This window comes from Actinosynnema sp. NPDC037264 (assembly GCF_055603705.1).
This window is the reverse complement of record NZ_JBVJVK010000049.1, coordinates 4,196-22,319: the sequence shown is the minus strand read 5'-3', so window position 1 is coordinate 22,319 and position 18,124 is coordinate 4,196. Positions and strand designations below refer to the sequence as shown.

At 74.3% G+C, this 18,124-nt stretch carries 11 protein-coding genes, 6 tRNA genes and 1 pseudogene; 5 read left to right on the top strand and 13 right to left on the bottom strand.

Going from position 1 to position 18,124, the window contains the following annotated elements; translation table 11 throughout:
• Positions 1-25: 25 nt before the first annotated feature.
• The 4 genes from ACZ7GX_RS35020 to ACZ7GX_RS35005 form a co-directional block, all read right to left on the bottom strand.
• Positions 26-3,280, bottom strand: coding sequence for an amino acid adenylation domain-containing protein (locus ACZ7GX_RS35020; protein WP_498783198.1), 3,255 nt, complete (start codon positions 3,278-3,280; stop codon positions 26-28).
• Positions 3,280-5,661 carry a lantibiotic dehydratase gene (locus ACZ7GX_RS35015; protein ID WP_498783197.1) on the bottom strand — a complete coding sequence of 794 codons (2,382 nt, stop codon included), beginning with the start codon at positions 5,659-5,661 and terminating at the stop codon, positions 3,280-3,282. Before ACZ7GX_RS35015 ends, ACZ7GX_RS35020 begins: the two co-directional genes overlap by 1 nt.
• Positions 5,658-7,904, bottom strand: a complete 2,247-nt coding sequence (locus ACZ7GX_RS35010) for a lantibiotic dehydratase (RefSeq protein WP_498783195.1) — start codon at positions 7,902-7,904, stop codon at positions 5,658-5,660. Before ACZ7GX_RS35010 ends, ACZ7GX_RS35015 begins: the two co-directional genes overlap by 4 nt.
• A 120-nt stretch (positions 7,905-8,024) precedes the next feature.
• On the bottom strand, positions 8,025-8,255 hold the full coding sequence (locus ACZ7GX_RS35005) for a phosphopantetheine-binding protein (RefSeq protein ID WP_498783193.1): 231 nt from the start codon (positions 8,253-8,255) through the stop codon (positions 8,025-8,027).
• Between the two features lie 187 nt (positions 8,256-8,442).
• Here ACZ7GX_RS35005 and ACZ7GX_RS35000 point away from each other — a divergent pair, with 187 nt between their 5' ends.
• The 4 genes from ACZ7GX_RS35000 to ACZ7GX_RS34985 all read left to right on the top strand — a co-directional run bounded on the left by ACZ7GX_RS35000 (position 8,443) and on the right by ACZ7GX_RS34985 (position 12,779).
• Positions 8,443-10,575, top strand: a complete 2,133-nt coding sequence (locus tag ACZ7GX_RS35000) for an AfsR/SARP family transcriptional regulator (protein ID WP_498783191.1) — start codon at positions 8,443-8,445, stop codon at positions 10,573-10,575.
• 86 nt (positions 10,576-10,661) lie between these two features.
• The gene (locus ACZ7GX_RS34995; RefSeq protein WP_498783189.1) at positions 10,662-11,273 is read left to right on the top strand and encodes an LOG family protein; all 612 of its coding nucleotides are present in this window, start codon (positions 10,662-10,664) and stop codon (positions 11,271-11,273) included.
• Positions 11,274-11,337: 64 nt separating this feature from the next.
• Positions 11,338-12,303 carry a GHMP family kinase ATP-binding protein gene (locus tag ACZ7GX_RS34990; RefSeq protein ID WP_498783187.1) on the top strand — a complete coding sequence of 322 codons (966 nt, stop codon included), beginning with the start codon at positions 11,338-11,340 and terminating at the stop codon, positions 12,301-12,303.
• A 152-nt stretch (positions 12,304-12,455) separates the two neighbouring features.
• Positions 12,456-12,779 carry a hypothetical protein gene (locus ACZ7GX_RS34985; RefSeq protein WP_498783186.1) on the top strand — a complete coding sequence of 108 codons (324 nt, stop codon included), beginning with the start codon at positions 12,456-12,458 and terminating at the stop codon, positions 12,777-12,779.
• 6 nt (positions 12,780-12,785) lie between these two features.
• Here ACZ7GX_RS34985 and ACZ7GX_RS34980 read toward each other — a convergent pair whose 3' ends face one another.
• Both ACZ7GX_RS34980 and ACZ7GX_RS34975 read right to left on the bottom strand, forming a co-directional pair.
• The gene (locus ACZ7GX_RS34980) at positions 12,786-15,752 is read right to left on the bottom strand and encodes an AfsR/SARP family transcriptional regulator (RefSeq protein WP_498783184.1); all 2,967 of its coding nucleotides are present in this window, start codon (positions 15,750-15,752) and stop codon (positions 12,786-12,788) included.
• 157 nt (positions 15,753-15,909) lie between these two features.
• Entirely contained in the window at positions 15,910-16,263 is a 354-nt protein-coding gene (locus tag ACZ7GX_RS34975; protein WP_498783182.1) for a nuclear transport factor 2-like protein, read from the bottom strand.
• A 162-nt stretch (positions 16,264-16,425) separates the two neighbouring features.
• On the opposite strand from ACZ7GX_RS34975, the pseudogene ACZ7GX_RS34970 reads away from it, so the two are divergent.
• Positions 16,426-16,725: pseudogene (locus ACZ7GX_RS34970) on the top strand (helix-turn-helix domain-containing protein); the annotation flags it as partial.
• A gap of 94 nt (positions 16,726-16,819) precedes the next feature.
• On the opposite strand, the gene ACZ7GX_RS34965 reads toward ACZ7GX_RS34970, so the two are convergent.
• From ACZ7GX_RS34965 to ACZ7GX_RS34935, 7 genes are all read right to left on the bottom strand, one after another.
• Positions 16,820-16,891, bottom strand: a tRNA-Cys gene (locus tag ACZ7GX_RS34965).
• 146 nt (positions 16,892-17,037) lie between these two features.
• Positions 17,038-17,114: transfer RNA gene (locus ACZ7GX_RS34960), tRNA-His, on the bottom strand.
• Between the two features lie 2 nt (positions 17,115-17,116).
• Positions 17,117-17,187, bottom strand: a tRNA-OTHER gene (locus tag ACZ7GX_RS34955).
• Between the two features lie 26 nt (positions 17,188-17,213).
• Positions 17,214-17,286, bottom strand: a tRNA-Gln gene (locus tag ACZ7GX_RS34950).
• Positions 17,287-17,305: 19 nt separating this feature from the next.
• Positions 17,306-17,378: transfer RNA gene (locus tag ACZ7GX_RS34945), tRNA-Gln, on the bottom strand.
• A gap of 7 nt (positions 17,379-17,385) precedes the next feature.
• A tRNA-Leu gene (locus ACZ7GX_RS34940) sits at positions 17,386-17,458 on the bottom strand.
• A 294-nt stretch (positions 17,459-17,752) separates the two neighbouring features.
• Positions 17,753-17,893, bottom strand: coding sequence for a hypothetical protein (locus tag ACZ7GX_RS34935; protein WP_498783180.1), 141 nt, complete (start codon positions 17,891-17,893; stop codon positions 17,753-17,755).
• Positions 17,894-18,124 lie beyond the last annotated feature (231 nt).

Genomic DNA, 18,124 nt, shown 5'->3' with positions numbered 1-18,124 from the left:
CGTGGTTCCCGTCGGTCTCGTGCGGTCAGGGGGTCAGGAGTCGTTCCGCGTCGTGGTCGCTCAACGCGTCCACGTCGGCGAGCACCAGGTCGGTGACCCGTTCGGCCACCGCGGCGACGGTGCGCCGCTCGAACAGCAGCACCGGCGACAGCGCCACGCCGAACGCGCGGCTCATCGCGTTGGTCACCCGGATCGCGAGCAGCGAGTGCCCGCCGAGCGCGAAGAAGTCGTCGGTCGCGCCCACCCGCGGCCGGCCCAGCGCCTCGGCCCACAGCTCGGCCACGGCGAGCTCGGCGCTGTCGCGCGGCTCGACGAACTCCGCCGCCGGCACGTCGGCCTGCTCGGGCGCGGGCAGCGCCCGCCGGTCGAGCTTCCCGTTGGGCAGCAACGGGAGGGCGTCCAGCACCACCAGCGCGCCGGGCACCGCGTACCCGGTGAGCCGGTCGGCGGCGAACGCGCGCAGCTCGGCCGTGCCCACGGCGGCGCCGGGCGCGGGCACCACGTAGCCGACCACGGTCGGACCGGCGGCGGTGGCGCGCACGGCGGCCACGGCGTCGGCGATCCCGGGGTGCTCGCGCAGCACGGCCTCGATCTCGCCCAGTTCGATGCGCACACCGCGCACCTTCACCTGGTCGTCGGCGCGGCCGAGGAACTCCGCGGACCCGTCCGGCCGCAGCCTGCCCACGTCGCCGGTGCGGTAGAGCCGCTGTCCGGGCCGTTCGAAGTGCGGCACGAACGACTCGGCGGTGCGCCGCGGGTCGTGCAGGTAGCCCCGGGCCAGCCCGACACCGCCCAGGTACAGCTCGCCGGGCACGCCGACCGGCACCGGCCGCAGGTGCTCGTCCAGGACGTGCACCTCGTTGTTGTCCAGCGGCACGCCCAGCGACACGGCGCCGGCGGCGGCGTCCGGGCCCACGTCCTCGGGACCGCAGACGTGGAAGGTCGAGTCGATCGACACCTCGGTGGCGCCCCAGGTGTTGTCCAGGCTGATCGACCGGCCCGCCGCGGCCGTGACGTCGAGGAACCGGCGCACCAGGTCCGGGCGCAGCGCCTCGCCGCTGGACAGCACGCTGCGCAGCGACGGCCAGCCGGCCAGGTCGGCGGGGGTGACCGCCTCGACGAAGAACTCGAGCATGCTGGGCACGAACTGGACGTGCGCCGCGTCGTGCCGGACGCCGGCGGCCACGATCGCCCGCGGGTCGCGGTGCAGCCCGGGGCCGAGCAACGCCACCACACCGCCGGTCAGCAGCGGCCAGAACACCTCCACGGCGGCGTCGTCGAAGGTCAGCGTGGTCTTGTGCAGCACCGTCCCGCCGGGCCGCAGGCCGTGCTGGCGCTGCATCCACAGCATCCGGTTGACCCAGCCCTCGTGCGTGCTGGCCACGCGCTTCGGCTCGCCGGTCGACCCGGACGTGCAGTACACCGAGCACAGGTCGAGCGGGTGCACGTCGGGCAGCGCGACGTGCGGACCGGGGTCGACCAGCTCGTCCGGGGTCGCGGTCGGCACGCCCGCGTCGGGCAGGCCGTGATCCGACAGGCACAGCCGGGCGCGGGCGCCGGTGAGCAGCTTGGCCACCCGCGCGGGCGGCGTGTCGGTCTCCAGGGGCAGGAACGACGCCCCGGCCTTGAGCACGCCCAGCAGCGCGGGCACGAGGTCAGCCGTGCGGTCCATGCGCACGCCCACCACGTCGTCCACCCGCACGCCGCGGGCGACCAGCGCCCGCCCGATCGCGTCGGACCGGTCGGCCAGTTCCCGGTAGGACAGCCGTTCGCCGTCCGCCGTGATCACGGCCAAGGCGTCGGGGGTGCGGGCGGCCTGGTCGGTGAACAGCTCGTGCAGGGTGCGGGCGGGGAAGGGCACGGGCTCGGGCACGGTGACCGCGCGCAGCCCGGCCGCCTCCTCGGGCGAGGACAGCGCGGCCTCGTCGACGCGCTGCTCCGGCCGGTGCGCCAGGTCCGCCAGCAGGGTGTCGAACTGGCGGGCCCAGCGCCGCACGGTGTCCGCCCGGTAGAGCGCGGCGTCACCGGTGACGCGGCAGTCGATCCTGCCGTCGGCCCACGTGGTGAAGGCGATCTCGACGTCGTAGCGCGCCGTCTTCCCGGCCACGGGCACCGCGCCGGTCGTCACGCCGGCCAGCTCGGGCAGCCGCACCGCGCCGGGCTGGATGTCCACCAGCACGCCGAACAGCGGGGTGCGCGAGAGGTCCCGCTCCGGGGCCAGCTCCTCCACGAGCAGGTCGAACGGCACGTGCCGGTGGGCGTAGGCCTCGATCATCCGGCGGCGGACCCGCCCGACCAGCTCGGCGAACGGCGGGTTGCCGGTCAGGTCGTTGCGCAGCACCAACATGGCCAGGAACGGCCCGATCAGGTTCTTGCGCACGGCCTGGTCGCGTTCGGCGAGCGAGGTGCCGGTGACCACGTCGCCGCGCCCGGACACCCGGTGGCAGAACACCTGGGCGGCGGCCAGCAGCACCGAGAACAGGGTCGCCCGCCGGGAGCGCGCCACCCCGGCGAGCGCCTCGGCGGCGCGCGGGGACAGGGTGAACGAGGCGGTCGTGCCGCGACCCGAGCGGCGGGCGGGCCGCGCCCGGTCCGGTGGCAGCTCGAACGCGGGCGCGTCGGCCAGCTCGGCGCGCCAGAACGCCAGGCCGCGGGCCAGCCGGTCACCGACCGCGAGCTGCTCGTCGGCGGCCAGCGCGACCTCGCGGAACTGCGCGGGCGGCGCGGGCAGCTCCGGGTCGACGCCCGCGTGGTGCGCGTCGTACAGCGCGGCCAGCTCGTCCTGGAACACCGCCGCCGACCAGCCGTCGAACGCGATGTGGTGCACGCTCACGCACAGCACGTGCTCCTCGGCGGAGAGCCGGAACAGCCGGGCCCGGATGGGCAACCCGCCCGCCAGGTCGAACGCCACGCGCAGCTCGGCGTCCACGGCCGGGCGGAGCTCGCTGCCCTCGGGCAGCGCGGTCACCGCCAGGTCGAACGCGCCGGCCGGCCGGACGACCGCGACCGGCTCGTCGTGCACCGTGACCACGGAGGTGCGCAGGACCTCGTGGCGGGCGACGATCCCGGTCAGCGCCGAGCGCAGCGCGGGCACGTCCAGCGGCCCGGAGAACCGCAGCACCAACGGCACCAGCAGCTCTTCGCCACTGGGGTCGAGCTGGTGGGTGAACCACAGCCGCCGCTGGTTGCGGGGCAGCGCACCCGCCGCCGGGCCGCCCGCTGGCGGGTCGGCGATCACGGGGTCGGCGATCACGGGGTGGGCCATCACCTGGTCGGCCATCACGGTCCCTCCGTCCGGAATCGGTCGCCGTCGGTGGAAGGTCCGCCGCCGGTCAGGTCGAACGCGGCCAGCCGCAGCTCGGAGGTGTAGCGCTGCCCCGCCCCGTCGCGCAGCCACAGCCCGTTGTGCCGCGGCAGCATCTCGGAGACGGTCAGCACCGAGCCCGTCTCCGCCGCCCGCCGGGCGAACTTCGCCAGCAGGTTCACGTAGACCGGGCTGTCGAAGTCGATGTAGACCGGCTTGGCGCCCTTCACCGGCGTCACGAAGACCTGCTCCGGCAGCCCCAGCTCGCGCCGCCACCGCCGGGCCAGCACGAACCTCAGCGCCTCGTCCTTGCACTTGGCGAACGGCACCGACGCGCTCGGCACCCGCCACTTCTCCCGGCTGAGCACCACCTTGTCGACGGTGACGCGCGGCGTGTGCGGGCGGTCGTCGAACAGGCTGAACCGGTCGATCACCGCGTCCATCAGGATCTCGGAGAACGCGTCCAGCACGTCGAACACCTCGCCGGTGGGCAGGCGCAGCGCCAGTCCGCCCGCCACCCGCACCACCGCGACGTCGCGCGCGGCGACCAGGCCGGGCCGGTCGGCGTGCACGGTGTGGTGCGTGGTCTCCAGCAGGAAGTCGCGGTCCCGCACGAACCCGGGGTGCGTGCGGATCGACAGGCGCGGCAGGCTGCCCTTGGGCAGCACGGGCAACAGCCTCGGCCGGGGGAACTCCTCGTCGGTCTGCGCGAGCAGCGCGGGCAGGTCGGGGTGCTGGCTGACGAGGCAGTTGCTGCGCTGGGCGTTGATCGCCATGTGCGCCTCGCCGAGCACCAGCTCGAACTCGCCGCGGTTGATCGCGTCGGCGTCCCGGGCGGCCACCATGAGATCCGGGCTGAAGTGCCGGGCGGCCGACCACCCCGGCCCGCCGGCGGCGAACGCCGCGCCCACGGCGGGCAGCAGGTCGGCGAACGCCCGGCGCACCCGCCGTTCGCCCTCGGGCAGCCGCAGCACCTCGGCCCACCGGCGGCGGAACTCCGCGGCGGTGGCGTCGGCCGCGCGGTTGATCGCCGAGCGCAGCGGCACCAGCGACTTCACCCAGAACGCCGCGAAGTCGACCGGGGCGGCGGTGTCGAACGACCGGTGCACCTCGTCCAGCGCGGGCCGCACGCCCGCGGAGACCTCGGCGCAGAACCACCGCGCGCTGTCCGCGAGCAGCCGCACCGGTTCCGCCGCGGCCAGCACGGTCGTGCCGATGGTCAGGTCGGCGTCCCGGCGGGAGTCGGCGTAGACCAGCGTCCGGCCGCCGTAGGCCTGGCCCGCGTTGCGGGTGGACGGCCCGGAGGTCAGCTCGGTGAACGTGGCGTCCAGGTCGAGCAGGGCGGCGGTGACCTCGTCGGCCCCGGCGTCGACCTTGGCCTGCAACCCGGCCCGCCCGGCGTCCAGCCGGTCCAGCAGCCGCGCGGCGGACTCCCGCAGCGCGTCGTCGGACACGCCCTCGACGAACGCCCGCAGCTCGCGCAGGGGCCACTTGGACACCGGCACGTCCAGCTTCCAGCTCACCCAGCGGCGCTTGGCGAAGCCGTCCAGCACCGCGACCACTGAGTCCACAGTGGACGCTTCGGCGAGCAGGGCGGGCATGTCGCGGACCCGGGTGCGCCCGTCGCACAGGCGCAGCACGGACGCCTCGGCCGCGCTCAACGCGACCGGCTTGCCACCGGGCGGCGACACCACGTCCCCGTCCAGTTTCAGGAAGGCGTTGCGCCGCGGGCGCAGCCAGGTCCGCAGGCCGGGCAACGCCTGCACCACGTCGGCGAGCCGGTCGACCGCCCACGGCTCGAAGTAGACCTCCATGCTCCGGGTGAGACCGGGCCCCGGCCGCAGCCGGGTGTCCGCCTCGGCGACCGCGGTCGCCCACAGCACCGGACCGAAGAACCCGATCGAGTCGTTCTTCACGCAGTAGCGCTGCCAGTAGGACGCGATCAGCTCCTCCCTGGCACGGTGCTTGGCGTTGCGCGGCTCCTCGTCGGACCGCCAGCGCAGCAACGGCGCGAGGGCGCCGTCGATCAGCCGGTGGTTCTGCCAGGCCACCGCGCGGCGGAACTCGCCGTCGGCGGCCACCCGCTGCAACTCCACCCCGCCGGCGCGGGCGGCGGTGTCGAACGCGGCGCGGTACCCGCTCCACCGCGGGTCGTCCGGCGCGGCGTCGGCCAGGTCGTCGGCGCGGTCGAGCAGCGCGGGCGCCCGCAGCCGCAGCACGCCGTCGGCGGGGAAACCCGCGCCGCGCGCGATCACGTGCGGCGACCAGCGCCAGCCGCCGCCGAGCGTCAGGTGGTCCGGTCGGGCGAGCGGGACGTCGTCCGCGATCGCGCCCGGAGCCGGCAGCACTGTGGTCACGGGGCCTCCTGTCCATCGGGCGCGCCGAGCCGGTCGACCATCGCGAAGCGCAGCTCGGACGTGCAGCGGTCGCCGTTCTGGTCCACCAGCCACAGGTGGTCCAGGTCGGGCAGCAGTTCGGTGAAGCCGAGGAGCTGGTCGGGTGCGGCGCCGCGCAGCATCTTGGCCAGCACGTTCACCAGCACCGGGCTGTCGAAGTCGACGTACACCGGCTTGTCGGTGGAGCCCGACTTGGCGAACACCCGCGGCGGCAGGCCGGCGGCCTCCCGCCAGGCGCGGGCCGCGACGAACCGGCGGGCCTCGTCCTTCTCGGACGCGAACGGCACCTCGGCCGCCGGGAAGCGCCACGTCTCGCGCTGCACCACGGCGCGGTCCACGACCACCCTCGGCACGTGCGCGTGCCCGGCGAACAGGCTGTGCGCGTTGAGCACCACGTCCATCAGGACCTCGGAGAACACGTCGAGCAGGTCGTGCCGCGTGCCGTCCGGCAGCACCGCGACCAGGCCGTCGTGGTCCTCGTGCACGGTGATCGCGCTGCTGGGGAGCAGCCCCGGCCGGTCGGCGGGGACGGTGTGGTGGTGGAACTCGACCAGCCGGTCGGCGTCGCGGGTGAGCGCGGACTGGGTGCGGGTGGACCGGCGGACCGGGCCGCTGCGCGGTGGGGCGGGCAGCAGCCGCGGTCGCGGGAAGTCCGCGTCGACGTGCCGCAGCAGGTCGGCAGGCTCCGGGTGCTGGGTGACGAAGCAGTTGCTGCGCTGGCTGTTCATCGCCAGGTGGATCTCGCCGACGACCACCTGGAAGTCGCCGCGGCGCACCGCGTCCAGGTCGGTCGCCGAGATCATCAGGTCGGGGCTGAGGTAGCGCGCGGCGCTCCAGCCCGGTCCCGGCACGTCGAACGCGGCGCGCACCGCGGGCAGCAGTTCGGCGTGCGAGCGGCGCACCTCGGTCGCGCCCGGCGGCGGGCGGAGGACGTCCGCCCAGCGCGCCGCGTACTCGACGCGGGCCGCGTCCACCGCCGCCGTCACGTCCCGGCGCAGCGGGCCCAGGGCCGCCGCCCACAGGTCGGACAGGGCGCACGGCCCGCCGACGCGGCGGTAGACCTCCAGCAGCGTGGCGCGCGCCGTGTCGGCGGCCTGCGCGCACAACCAGCGGCAGCCCCGGGCCAGCAGCTCCACCGGCTCGACCGCGGCCATCAGGTCCTGGCCGAACACGGCGTCCAGGTCGCGGGCGCAGTCCTGGTACATCAGCGTGCGGCCGCCGTAGGCCTGACCGCCGTGACGCCGCCCGTCCGCGCCGGTCAGCTCGTGGAACACCCGGTCGGCCGCGGTCAGCGCCTCGGTCAACGCGGTCGCGTCGCCCGCTCGGGCGACGGCCTCCCGGCACGCCTCCAGCCGGTCCAGCGGTGCCAGGCAGGCGTCGCGCAGATCTTCGTCGTCCACCCGCTCCAGCACCGCGCGCAGTGCCCGTTCGGGGAACGGCGTCACCGGCAGGTCGATCTTCCAGGTGATCCACCGCCGGCGGGCGAAGTCGGCCAGCACCTCGGCGACCTCGTCACCGCCGAGGTCTCGGGCCCGCGCCACCCCGTCGCAGGCGCGCAGCACCCGTGCCTGGAGGGGGTTCAGGTCGACCGGGGCGCCCATCGGCAGTTCGACCCGATCGCCGACCAGCCGCAGGTAGGGCATCCGCCGGGGCGCGAGCCAGGGCCGCAGCCCCGGCGTGGCGCCGACGACCTCGGCCAGCCGGTCGACCGCCCAGCTCTCGAAGAACACGGTGGACCGGCGCACCAGCCGGTCGCCGACGACGACCTCGCTGTGCGGGCGGTCGTCCCACCGTGCCCAGCCGACCGGTCCGAAGAAGCCGATCGAGTCGTTCTTCAGGCAGTAGCGCTGCCAGTAGGAGGCGATCAGCTCCTCGCGCTGCCGGTTCTTGGAGTTGCGCGACTCGGTGGCCGGGCGGCGCAGGAACGGTTCGACGGCCAGCGGGAGCAGGCTGTGGTTCTGCCAGGTCACCGCGTGCTGGAACAGCGGGGACGCGGCGATGTCGCGCAGCCGTTGCCCCATCGCGGTGGTGGCGGCCTCGAACCGCTCGCGGAACCGCTGCCACGCGGCGGGGTCGTCCCCGGCGGCGACCGCTTCGTCGGCGTGCCCGCCCAGTTCGGGGTCGGCCAGGTCGAGCACGCCGGAAGCGGCGAAGCCCGCCCCGCGCACGATCAGCTCCGGCCACCACCGGAAGCCGTCGGTCACGGGCGCCGCTCGTGGTGCCGCGGGTCGTGGTGCTGGCGATTGGGGTGCCGCGGGTTGTGGTGCCGCGGCGGGTTGTGGGGCCGGCGGGCGCCGGCCCGTGACGACGGAGGTCATCGGCGCTTACCCGAGGTCCGCGACGGCGCCGGCGCAGCTCGCCGGCGTCGGGTACATGAAGATGACCACGGGGTCGAGGTCGAGGCCGACGTCCTGGCCGATCCGCTGGATCGCGTCGATCGCCAGCAGGGAATCACCACCGGCCTCGAAGAAATCGGTGTCCTCGCCGAGCTCGCTGTTCTTCAGCACGTCCCGGAAGACCTCCAGGACGGTTGTGCCGATCGTTTCGACGGACATCCCGCCACCTCCTGCATAGGGTCCCACCTGGCATCTTGATGAGCGGAACGCTAAGAAGGCGGCTTATCGCCGTGCTATCGCGAGGGCAACGGGGCGACCGTTAAGTCCGCGATAGCGGCGGGATAAAAAGGGCGACGAAGGTCAGTCCGCAAGCAGCTCGGTGAAATCGACCCGGGGGTTCGCAGACATGATTTTCCGGATTCTCGGCCCGCTGGACGCGGCCGGCCTGGCGTTCCCGCCGCGTCAGCGGGCGGTGCTGGCCATGCTGCTGTTGCAGGCCAACCGGGTCGTCGCGGTGGACCGGCTGGTGGACGCCGTGTGGGACACCAGGCCGCCGTCCACGGCGCGTGAGCAGATCCAGATCTGCGTGTCCGCGATCCGGCGCGCGCTGCACGGCGCGGGACTGCCGGACGTCGTGGTCCGCCAGACCCCCGGCTACCTGATCCGCTGCCGGGAGGACCAGCTCGACCTGCTGGCGTTCGACGCGTTGGTGACCCGCGCCCGCCTCGCCGCCGCCGGTGACGATCCCCGGGCCGCCGTGGCGCACTTCCGGGAGGCGCTGGCGCTGTGGCGCGGACGGCCGCTGGACGGCGTGAACGGCACGCTGGTCGACGCGGCCCGGACCGCGCTCGCCGACCGGCGGATCTCGGTGGTGGAGGAGCACGTCGACGTCCAGCTACCGCTCGGCCCCCGGCCGGACCTGATCGGGGAACTGGCGGAACTGGTGGCCGCCAACCCGTTCCGGGAGCGGCTGCGCGCGCAGATGATGACGGCCTTGCACGGGGCCGGCCGGCGAGCCGAGGCCCTGGACGTCTACCAGGACGGCCGCCGACTGCTGGTCGACGAGCTCGGCCTGGAGCCGGGGGAGGAGCTGTCCCGCGTCCAACGGGCCATCCTCGCCGGCGCCGACCCCGCCGCCCACCCCGACCGGACCCCCACCGCCGCCCCCGCGATGTCCAATCGCAGCGCCCCCGCCAGCCTCACCCCCGCCGCCCGTCCAGACTCGGGCACCCGCTCCGGCTCCGGCGTCCGCTCCGGCCCGGGTGCCGGTCCCGACTCGCGTGCCCGTCCCGCCTCGGACGCTCGCTCGGGCTCCGGCTCCGGCTCCTCTCCCGACCCCGGTCCCGGCTCGATGCCGGGCCTTGATCCAGGCCCCGGCCCCGGCCCCGGTCGTGGCCCCGGCGCCGTCACCCGCCGCGCCGTGCCGCACCTGCTGCCACCGACCAGCCGCGACTTCACCGGCCGCACCGACCTCCTCACCCGCGTCCGCGACCTGCTCGCCCCACCCACCACCGACCCGGGCACCCGTGTGGTGGCCGTGGGCGGCCGGGCCTGGAGCGGCAAGACGGCACTCGCCGTGCACGCGGCCCACGGGTTGCGCGAGGACTACCCCGACGGCCAGCTGTTCGTCCGCCTCCACGGCGCGGGCACCGACCCCGTCGACCCGGCCCACGCGCTCGCCCGCTTCCTGCGCGCCCTGGGCGTGCCCGATCCGTCGATCCCCCCGAGCACCGACGAGCGCACCGACCTCTACCGCGACCTGACCGCCGACCGCAGGGTGCTGGTCGTGCTGGACGACGCGGCGGACGAACGGCAGGTCGCACCGCTCCTCCCGGGCAGCCCGACCTGCGCCGTCATCGTCACCAGCAGGCGCGGGCTGACCACGCTCGTAGGCGCCTGGCACGTCACGACGGGCCCGCTGAGCGCCGGCGAAGGCGCACGCCTGGTCACCGCCGTGATCGGCCCGGAACGCGCGGGAGCGCAGCAGGACGACGTCCTGCGGTTGGCCGAGGAGTGCCGCGGCGACCCGCTCGCGCTGCGCCTGGCCGGCGCGCGCCTGGCGGCCCGCCCGCACTGGCCCGTCGCGACCCAGACCGCCCGCCTCACCGCGGGCGACGGCTGGCGCGAGCTCGCCCGGGACGTCGAAGAGGCGCTGAAAACCCCGCACGCCCGCCTGAGCCCGGTGGCCCGCCGCCTGCTGCGCCGGATCGGCGTGCTCGGACCCGGACCGGTCGAGTTCCCCGGCACGCTGTGCGCCGCGCTGCTGGACGCCCACCCCGACGAGGCCGACGACGCGCTCGCCGAACTGGTCGACGCCGGCCTGTTCGAGCTGGAACGCGCCCCCGACGGCGGCCTGACCTGCCACGTCGGCGGCCTGGTCGTGGCGTTCGCGCGGCAACGGCCGGCCGAGGGCGCGCGGCCACGACGGGTGCACGCGCCCCGTCGCGCGCAAGACCGGGGGATGGGCGTGGTGCTCGCCCTTCCCGCCGCGCGCGCCTCCGAGCCGCGCGCACTGCGCACCGCGACCTCGGGCCGGTGACCGCCGTGCCCGGCGATAGGACATCGATGGCGGCGACGTCTTCGCTTCGGCGGGACGGCGGCCCACAGGAGAGGACGGTGGTGGCGATGCCGGATCGAGCCGGTGTTGCGGTGCTGACGGCCGAGGTGCTGGACCTGTCCCTGCGCCCGCCGGTGCGCCGGGTCGGGGTGCTGTGCGGCACGGAGGAGGGCGCGGGCGGGCAGTACCTGTCCTTCGCCGCCGAGCTGGGCGCGCGGTTCGGCGCCGTCGGGCTCGGGGTGGTGTGCGGCGGCGCCCCGGTCGGCGTGCTCGGCCGGTTGGTGCGCACCGCGCACGCCGCGGGCAGCCCGGTGAACAACGTGGTGCCGCTGTCCTCGCTGGGCGGCGGTGTGCCGAAGGTCGGCGGCACGGTGCTGCAAGCCGTCCGCACCGAGGACGAGCGGATCAAGCTCGTGCACCGGCTCGCCGACGGCTTCGTCGTGCTGCCGGGCGGCGTGGAGGTCCTGCGCGAGCTGGCCGAGCTGATGGCGCTGGAGCAGGCGCGCGGCCTGGCCCGGCCGATCGTGCTGGTCAACCGGCGGGGGTTCTTCGACCCGCTGGTGGCGCTGCTGGCGCAGGCGGAGGCGGACGACTTCGCCACCAGCGCCCAGGTGAGGATGCTCGACGTGGCCGACACCGCCGACGACGTGCTGCGCCTGCTCGGCAGGCCCACGCCGTGACCGACTTCGACCGGGCACGACCGACCGACATGACGACGAACCGAGCACAGGGTGGTGATGGGTCGTGACCAAGGGGATGACGGCGACGCGGAGGGGCACGTCGGTCGAGGTGCGGCAGGGCACCGGGGTGTCCTTCGGCACCTTCGGCGAGCTGTTGCAGGGCGCGCTGCCCGGGTCGGGTGAGGACTTCCTGGTGACGCTGCCGATCGCCCGCTGGTCCACCGCGCGGATCACGCTGTTCCCGGACTCGTCCGAGCTGCGCGTGTCGCCCGAGCACAAGCGGAAGTCCGCGTTCGTCGCGCGGTCGGCCCTGGACCGGTTCGGCGCGGGTCGGTTCGGCGGCACGCTGGAGATCGCCAGCGACCTGCCCGAGGGCAAGGGCATGGCCAGTTCCTCGGCCGACCTCGTGGCCACCGTGCGGGCGGTCGGCGACGCGCTGGGACGCGTCGTGGGACCGAGGGAGACCGAACTGCTGCTGCGCGGCGTCGAGCCGACCGACGGCCTGATGCACCCCGGCATCGTCGCGTTCCACCACCGCCGCGTGGCGCTGTGCCGGGCGCTGGGCGCGCCGCCGCCGCTGACCGTGATCGGCGTGGACGAGGGCGGCCAGGTGGACACCGTGGACTTCAACACGACCCGTCCGGCGATCACCGCCGCCGAGCGCCGCGAGTACGGCGTGCTGCTCGACGAGGTCGCCGCGGCACTGGCGCGGGGCGACCTGGCGGCGGTCGGAAGGGTGGCCACCCGCAGCGCCGAGCTGAACCAGCGCCGCTGTCACAAGCGCCTGCTCGAACCGCTGACCGCGATCAGCCGGGACGCGGACGCCCTCGGCGTGGTCGTCGCGCACAGCGGCACGATGGTCGGCGTGCTGGTGTCGCGCACCGACCCGGACCACGACGCGAAAGTCGACGAGATTCGCGCGGCTTGTCGGGAACTGGGCGCCCCGGTATCGGTGGATCGCACCACGGGAACAGGTCCCGCCGCGCCCCACAACACATTCGCGAAAGGGGCGGCAACTACGGCCGCCTAGATGGACGTGCAGGTCAAGGTGGGTTTGAGCGGCTTCTGGGTGATCTCTATTCAGCCGCGATAATGCCTCCATCGCGGCACGATAAGGCCGCGATGGTGAGCATTCCTAACGTCGGTTCCAACAGCAGGAACCGACCGGGAAGAGGCCCCGAAATGAACATCACCAAGACCTTCGCCACCGCCACCGCGATCGCCGCGATCGTGCTCTTCCCGGTCCTCGGCGCCACCGCCGCCCACGCCGACGACACGCCCTGGGGCCCGACGACGACCGCCTCCGACGACACCCCGTGGGGCCCCACGTCCGACGACACCCCGTGGGGCCCGACCTCCGACGACACCCCGTGGGGTCCGACTTCCGACGACACCCCGTGGGGCCCGACGTCCGACGACACCCCGTGGGGTCCGACTTCCGACGACACCCCTTGGGGCCCGACGTCCGACGACACGCCGTGGGGTCCGACGCAGACCGCGCTGTGATCCGGTTCAGCCCACCCCGAGCGCCGCCAACGCCTGAGCGGCGCGCTCCCGGGACGCGGTCATGTTCCGCTCGGTGAACACCGCGATCGCCCGGTCCAGCAGGTCGGCGGCCTGCACCCGGTCACCCCGGCCGGCCAGCACCAACGCCAGCTCCGTGCACGTCTCCGCCGCGCCTGCGTGGTCCATCGCCCGCTCGTGCACCTCCAGCGCCCGCCGCAGCAGCTCCTCGGCGCCCGCGCCGTCGCCCAGCGCCAGCTTCACCTCCGACAGCAGGTGGAGCACCCGCGCCTCGCCCACGATGTCGTGCAGCTCCCGGACACCGTCCAGCAGCTCGGTCAACGCCGCTTCGGCCTCCCGGTGCTCCCCGCGCCGCACCATCAAGTCGCACAGCCGGTAGCGGACCTGCACCTCGACCCGCCGGTTGCCGACCTCCCGGCAGATGCCCAACGCCTCGCGCAGCCGACCTCCGGCCTGCTCCTCCGCCCCGTTGCGCACGTCGATCTGCGCGAGCTGCGTCAGCACGTACGCCTGCCCCACCGGGTCGCCCGCCTGGCGGAACCCGTCCAGCGCGGCCAGGTACTCCGGCTCGGCCCGCTCCGCGTCGCCGCGCCGGTGGTGCGCCAGCGCCAGGTTGCGCCGCACCATCGCGACACCCAGGACTTCGCCCAGCTCCTCGAACAGCGCCAGCGCCGGGTCAAGCAGGTCGGCCACGTCGTGCCCGCGCGACCGGCTCAGCCGCAACGACGCCAGCGAGCACAGCAACGCCGCCTCGCCCCGCCGGTCACCGGCCGCGCGCACCACCGCCAGCGCCCGCTCGTGCGTGCGCTCCCAGTCGTCGAAGTAGCAGCGCGCCTCGAACAACGTCACCAACGTGACCGCGAGGTCCCAGCACAGCTCGACCAGGTCGCCGGCGGCGGCCAGCTCGACCGCCGAGCACAGGTTGCGGTGCTCCGCCTCCAACCACGCCACCGGGTCGGCCAGCAACCGGTCCACAGAGGACCGGGGCAGTCGACGGCGCGGCGCACCACCGTGCAGCACGGTGAAGTCACCGCCGTAGATGCGCGCGTGCGCCTCCTCGGCCAGCGCGAGCCAACCGCCCGACACCCGTGCCAACGCGTCCTCGGGCGCGTCCTGCTCGGCGTGCCGCTCCAACTGCTCACGGGCGTACAACCGGATCAGGTCGTGGAACTTGTAGCGCGGGCTGCCGTCGAGGTCGATGGCCACGATCTCCAGCATCTGCGCGTCGACCAGCAGCTCCAGCAGGTCCGCCGCCCGGTACAGGTCCGCGTCCAGCAGCGCGGCGGCCACCCAGGTGGGGAAGCTCAGGCCGTCGAGCAGGCCCAGCAGGCGCAGCAGCCGCCGCGCGTCCGGGCCGAGGCCGTCGTAGGTGAGCGCCAGGCTGGCCCGGACCACCATCTCGCCGTGCGCCAGCTCGTCCAGCCGGCGGCGTTCGTCGGACAACCGCTCCAGCATCCACGCCAACGACCACTGGCGGCGGGCGGCCAGCCGCGCGGCCACGATCCGCAGCGCCAGCGGCAACCCGCCGACCAGCCGGATCAGCGCGGTCGCCGCGGCGGGCTCGGCGTCCACCCGTTCCGGGCCGATCACCGTGGCCAGCATGTCCATCGCCTCGTCGTGCTCGAGCACGTCGACCTCGAGCACCCGCGCACCGGGCAGACCGGTCAGCCTGGCCCGGCTGGTCACGATCATCGCGCACGTGCCGCTGCCCGGCAGCAACGCCTGCACGTGGCCCTCGGCCGCCGCGTCGTCCAGCACGATCAACATCCGCTTGCGGGCCACGAGTTGGCGGTACATCTCGGCCCGCTCGTCGGCGGCGTCGGGGATCGAGGAACCCGGGATGCCCAACGCGCGCAGGAACCGCCCCAGCACGTCGGCCGCCGTGGCGGGCGCGGCCCGGGTGCCCGCGAGGTCGCAGTACAGCTGACCGTCGGGGAAGTGCTCCTCCACCACGCGATGAGCGAGGTGCACGGCCAACGCGCTCTTGCCCACGCCCGGCTTGCCCACCAGCGCCAGCACCCGCGTCGCGCGTTGCGGACCCGTCAGCAGCTCCTCGGCCCGCGCGATCAGCCGGGCGCGACCGGTGAAGTCACCCATGTCCGCCGGCAGTTGGAACGGCGCGGTGGTCTCCGGCGCGCGTTGCGCCGGCACCTCGGGCTCGGGCGTCGAGACCAGCAGGCCGGGGTCGCCGGCGAGGATGGCGCCCTCCAGCCGGCGCAGCTCGTCACCCGGCTCCAGGCCGAGCTCGTCCACCAGCAGGTCGCGCGCGACCCGGTACACCTCCAACGCCTCGGCCTGCCGCCCCGACCGGTGCAGCGCGAGCATGAGCTGGCCGCGCAGGCGTTCCCGCAGCGGGTGCTGGGCCACCAGGGCGCTGATCTCGCCGACCAGGTGGTGGTGGCGGCCCGCGGCCAGCTCCAGGTCCAGCGACATCTCCAAGGCGGCGAGCCGGTCCTCGTCCAGCTTGGCCGCGCGGGCGTTGAGGGCGCGGCTGGTGGTGCCGCCCAACGCGGGCCCGCGCCACAGCCCGAGGGCCTGGCGCAACAACGTGGACGCCACCACCCGGTCACCGACCCGGATCGCCTCCTCGGCGTCGGCGGTCAACCTGGCGAACAGGTGCAGGTCCAGCTCCCCTTCGGCGACCCGCAGCAGGTAGCCGGGCGGCTTGGTGGCGATGGCCTCGCCGCGCCCGGCCCGGATCAGGGTGCCGCGCAGCGCCGACACGCAGATCTGCACCTGCGTGCGCGCGGTCGCGGGCGGTGCGTCGTTCCAGATCGCGTCGACCAGCGTGTCGACGCCGACGACCCGGTTGGCCTCCAGCAGCAGGATGGCGAGCACCACCTGCTGCCGCCCCGGCGGGATCTTCACGTCACCGTCGGTCCCGCTGGAGACGTGCAGGGGCCCGAGGACGCGGTAGACCACACCGGTTTCCGGTAATCGCGCTGGCAAACCCACTGCTACTCCCCAAGTCGACCGCGTGATCACGGTAACTCGCGGTGAGCGCCGGTGTCACCGTCGTGCTCGAACCTCACCGGCCCGCTCGTCCGACAGGACCAACGGGCCTTCGGCAGTCGGTCCCACCGGCGGGGCCGCGCCGCCACCACCCCGTCCGCTACCCCGGCGCGATGAAGAAGTAGGTCTTCTGGAACCGCAGCAAGCCGTGCTCGGACAACGCGAAGACGTCCGCGAAGCCCACTTCCCGACCCGTCGCCCGGTGCGTCAGCCGCCCGGTCACGGTGACCCGGTCGTCGACGCCGAACACCTCCTCCACCACGTGATTGCCGACGCTGAGCCCGGCGCGCCCGGACTCGACCTGGGCGGGCAGCACCCGCTCACCGGGCCGCACGATCCTGGCGTCGGCCGCGAACAGCGACCCGTACCCGTCGAGGTCGCCCTGGTCGAGGTAGAGGTAGCTGAGCCGGACGTGGTCGATCCCCATCGCCGTGACCCCGGCATCCGCGCTCATCGGCGACCCCCTCTCTCGTTGTGCCATCAAGACCAACCTGCCCGCCGCCGCTTACCCCGTCCTATTGCCCGGCTATCGGTCGCCCGACCGCGGGGGAGCGCCGGTCGTCCGGGGTTCTGGCGTTACCTCCTCCAGCACGTCCCGGCGACCTGCCCTGGGGTCATGGGCCGCCCCGACCACCGCGCCGAGGTCCGCGAGTCCCTCAGCTCGCGGCGGGCGCGCATCACCCCTGACCAGGCCGGACTGCCCGCCTACGGCGGCAACCGGCGCGTGGCCGGGCTGCGTCGGGAGGAGGTGGCGCTGCTCGCCGGGGTGTCCATCGACCACTACGTGCGCCTGGAACGCGGGAACCTGTCCGGCACCTCGGCGAGCGTGCTGGACGCGGTGAGCCGGGCGTTGCAGCTCGACGAGGCCGAGCGCGCGCGGTCGGCCTGCTCGCCGTGCTCTCCGCGAAGCAGTCGGGCGCCGAGCGCAGCATCCTGATGGGACGTCACATCAAGGTCGAGTTCTGACCCGGGAACGATGGCGCACCCCACGGCGGAGCAGGACGGTGACGAGACCCACCCGGGAGTCGAACCCGGAAGTCGACGGCTTTGCAGGCCGCCTCACGACCGTCGTGACGTGGGCCGGATGATCGACGGCCCACCGGTGGCGGGCCGTCGATCCGGTCGCGCGTCCTGGGGTCGAACCAGGGAACCTGGAGATATGAGCTCCGGGTGGCCACCGGGCCACGCGCGTCGCCACCACACCGAGCGCTCCCGGCGCGGTGGTGGTTGGGGTGACCGACCGGACTCGCACCGGCTTCGACCAGAGTCACAATCTGGCGCCTCGTCTGCTTCGGCCTCGGTCACAGCCGTCCCGCCAGGAGTCGAACCTGGGCCTTCCGCCGGTCGGCGGGTGCTCTGCCTGCTGAGCCACGGGACGTGATCGTGCTGCCTGGTGTTCCTGCGCTGCCCGTCGAGGGTTCGAACCTCGGTCTCCGCGGTCAGAACGCGGTGTCCATGCCGACTGGACCAACGGGCACCGAGCCGGTGCTCGGCGGCTCCCGGTCCAGGGCTCGAACCTGGGCTGGACGGATCCAAAATCCGCCGTGCTGCCGACTACACCAACCGGGATCGTGCGTGCCCCCACCAGGACTCGAACCTGGACTCGACGCGTCCTGAACGCGTTGCCTCTTCCGTTGGGCTACAAGGGCGGGTGCGCCGGGAACCGCGTGCGCGGTCGCCCGGTGCCGCGCGCCTCTCCCCGGCCAGGGCGAGGCGCGTGAATACATGTCTGCTCCGCTGTGGAGTTGTCAACGAACATTCCGGTCCAGGAATGGGCGGAATTCGCAGTGGCGGAAGGAGTCGAACCCTCGGGCAACGGTTTTGGAGGCCGTTCCGCTTCCCAAGCGCGCCACCACGGATAACTGATCCAGGTGCGGGAAATAGCAGAGCCGCCCGGATCGGTTCCCCGATGGGCGGCTCCCTGTCCACGTGACCGGATCCGGTCAGGGCGGGGAGTCCGCGCAGCTCAGGTGCATGTGGTGCCAGTGCGACGCCGACATCTGCTGGTCGGAGGACGGGCACCCGGCGACGATCGCGGCGCGTTGACACCTGCGCTGCGAACCCCGCTTCCACGTGCTCGTCATGGTTTCGACCCTTCTTCTCTCGGCGTGGTCCAAGTATGCACGTCGCCCAGGATTGCGGCAATGCCCTTTTTCTGACTCGCTCTCAAGGCAGGCGGAACTCGCCCGTTATTGGTCGGCTGTTCCGCACGGGCCGCGGGGGGGGGGGGGGGGGGGGGGGGGGGGGGGGGGGGGGGGGGAGGGGAGGGGGGGGGGGGGGGGGGGGGGGGGGGGGGGGGGGGGGGGGGGGGAGTA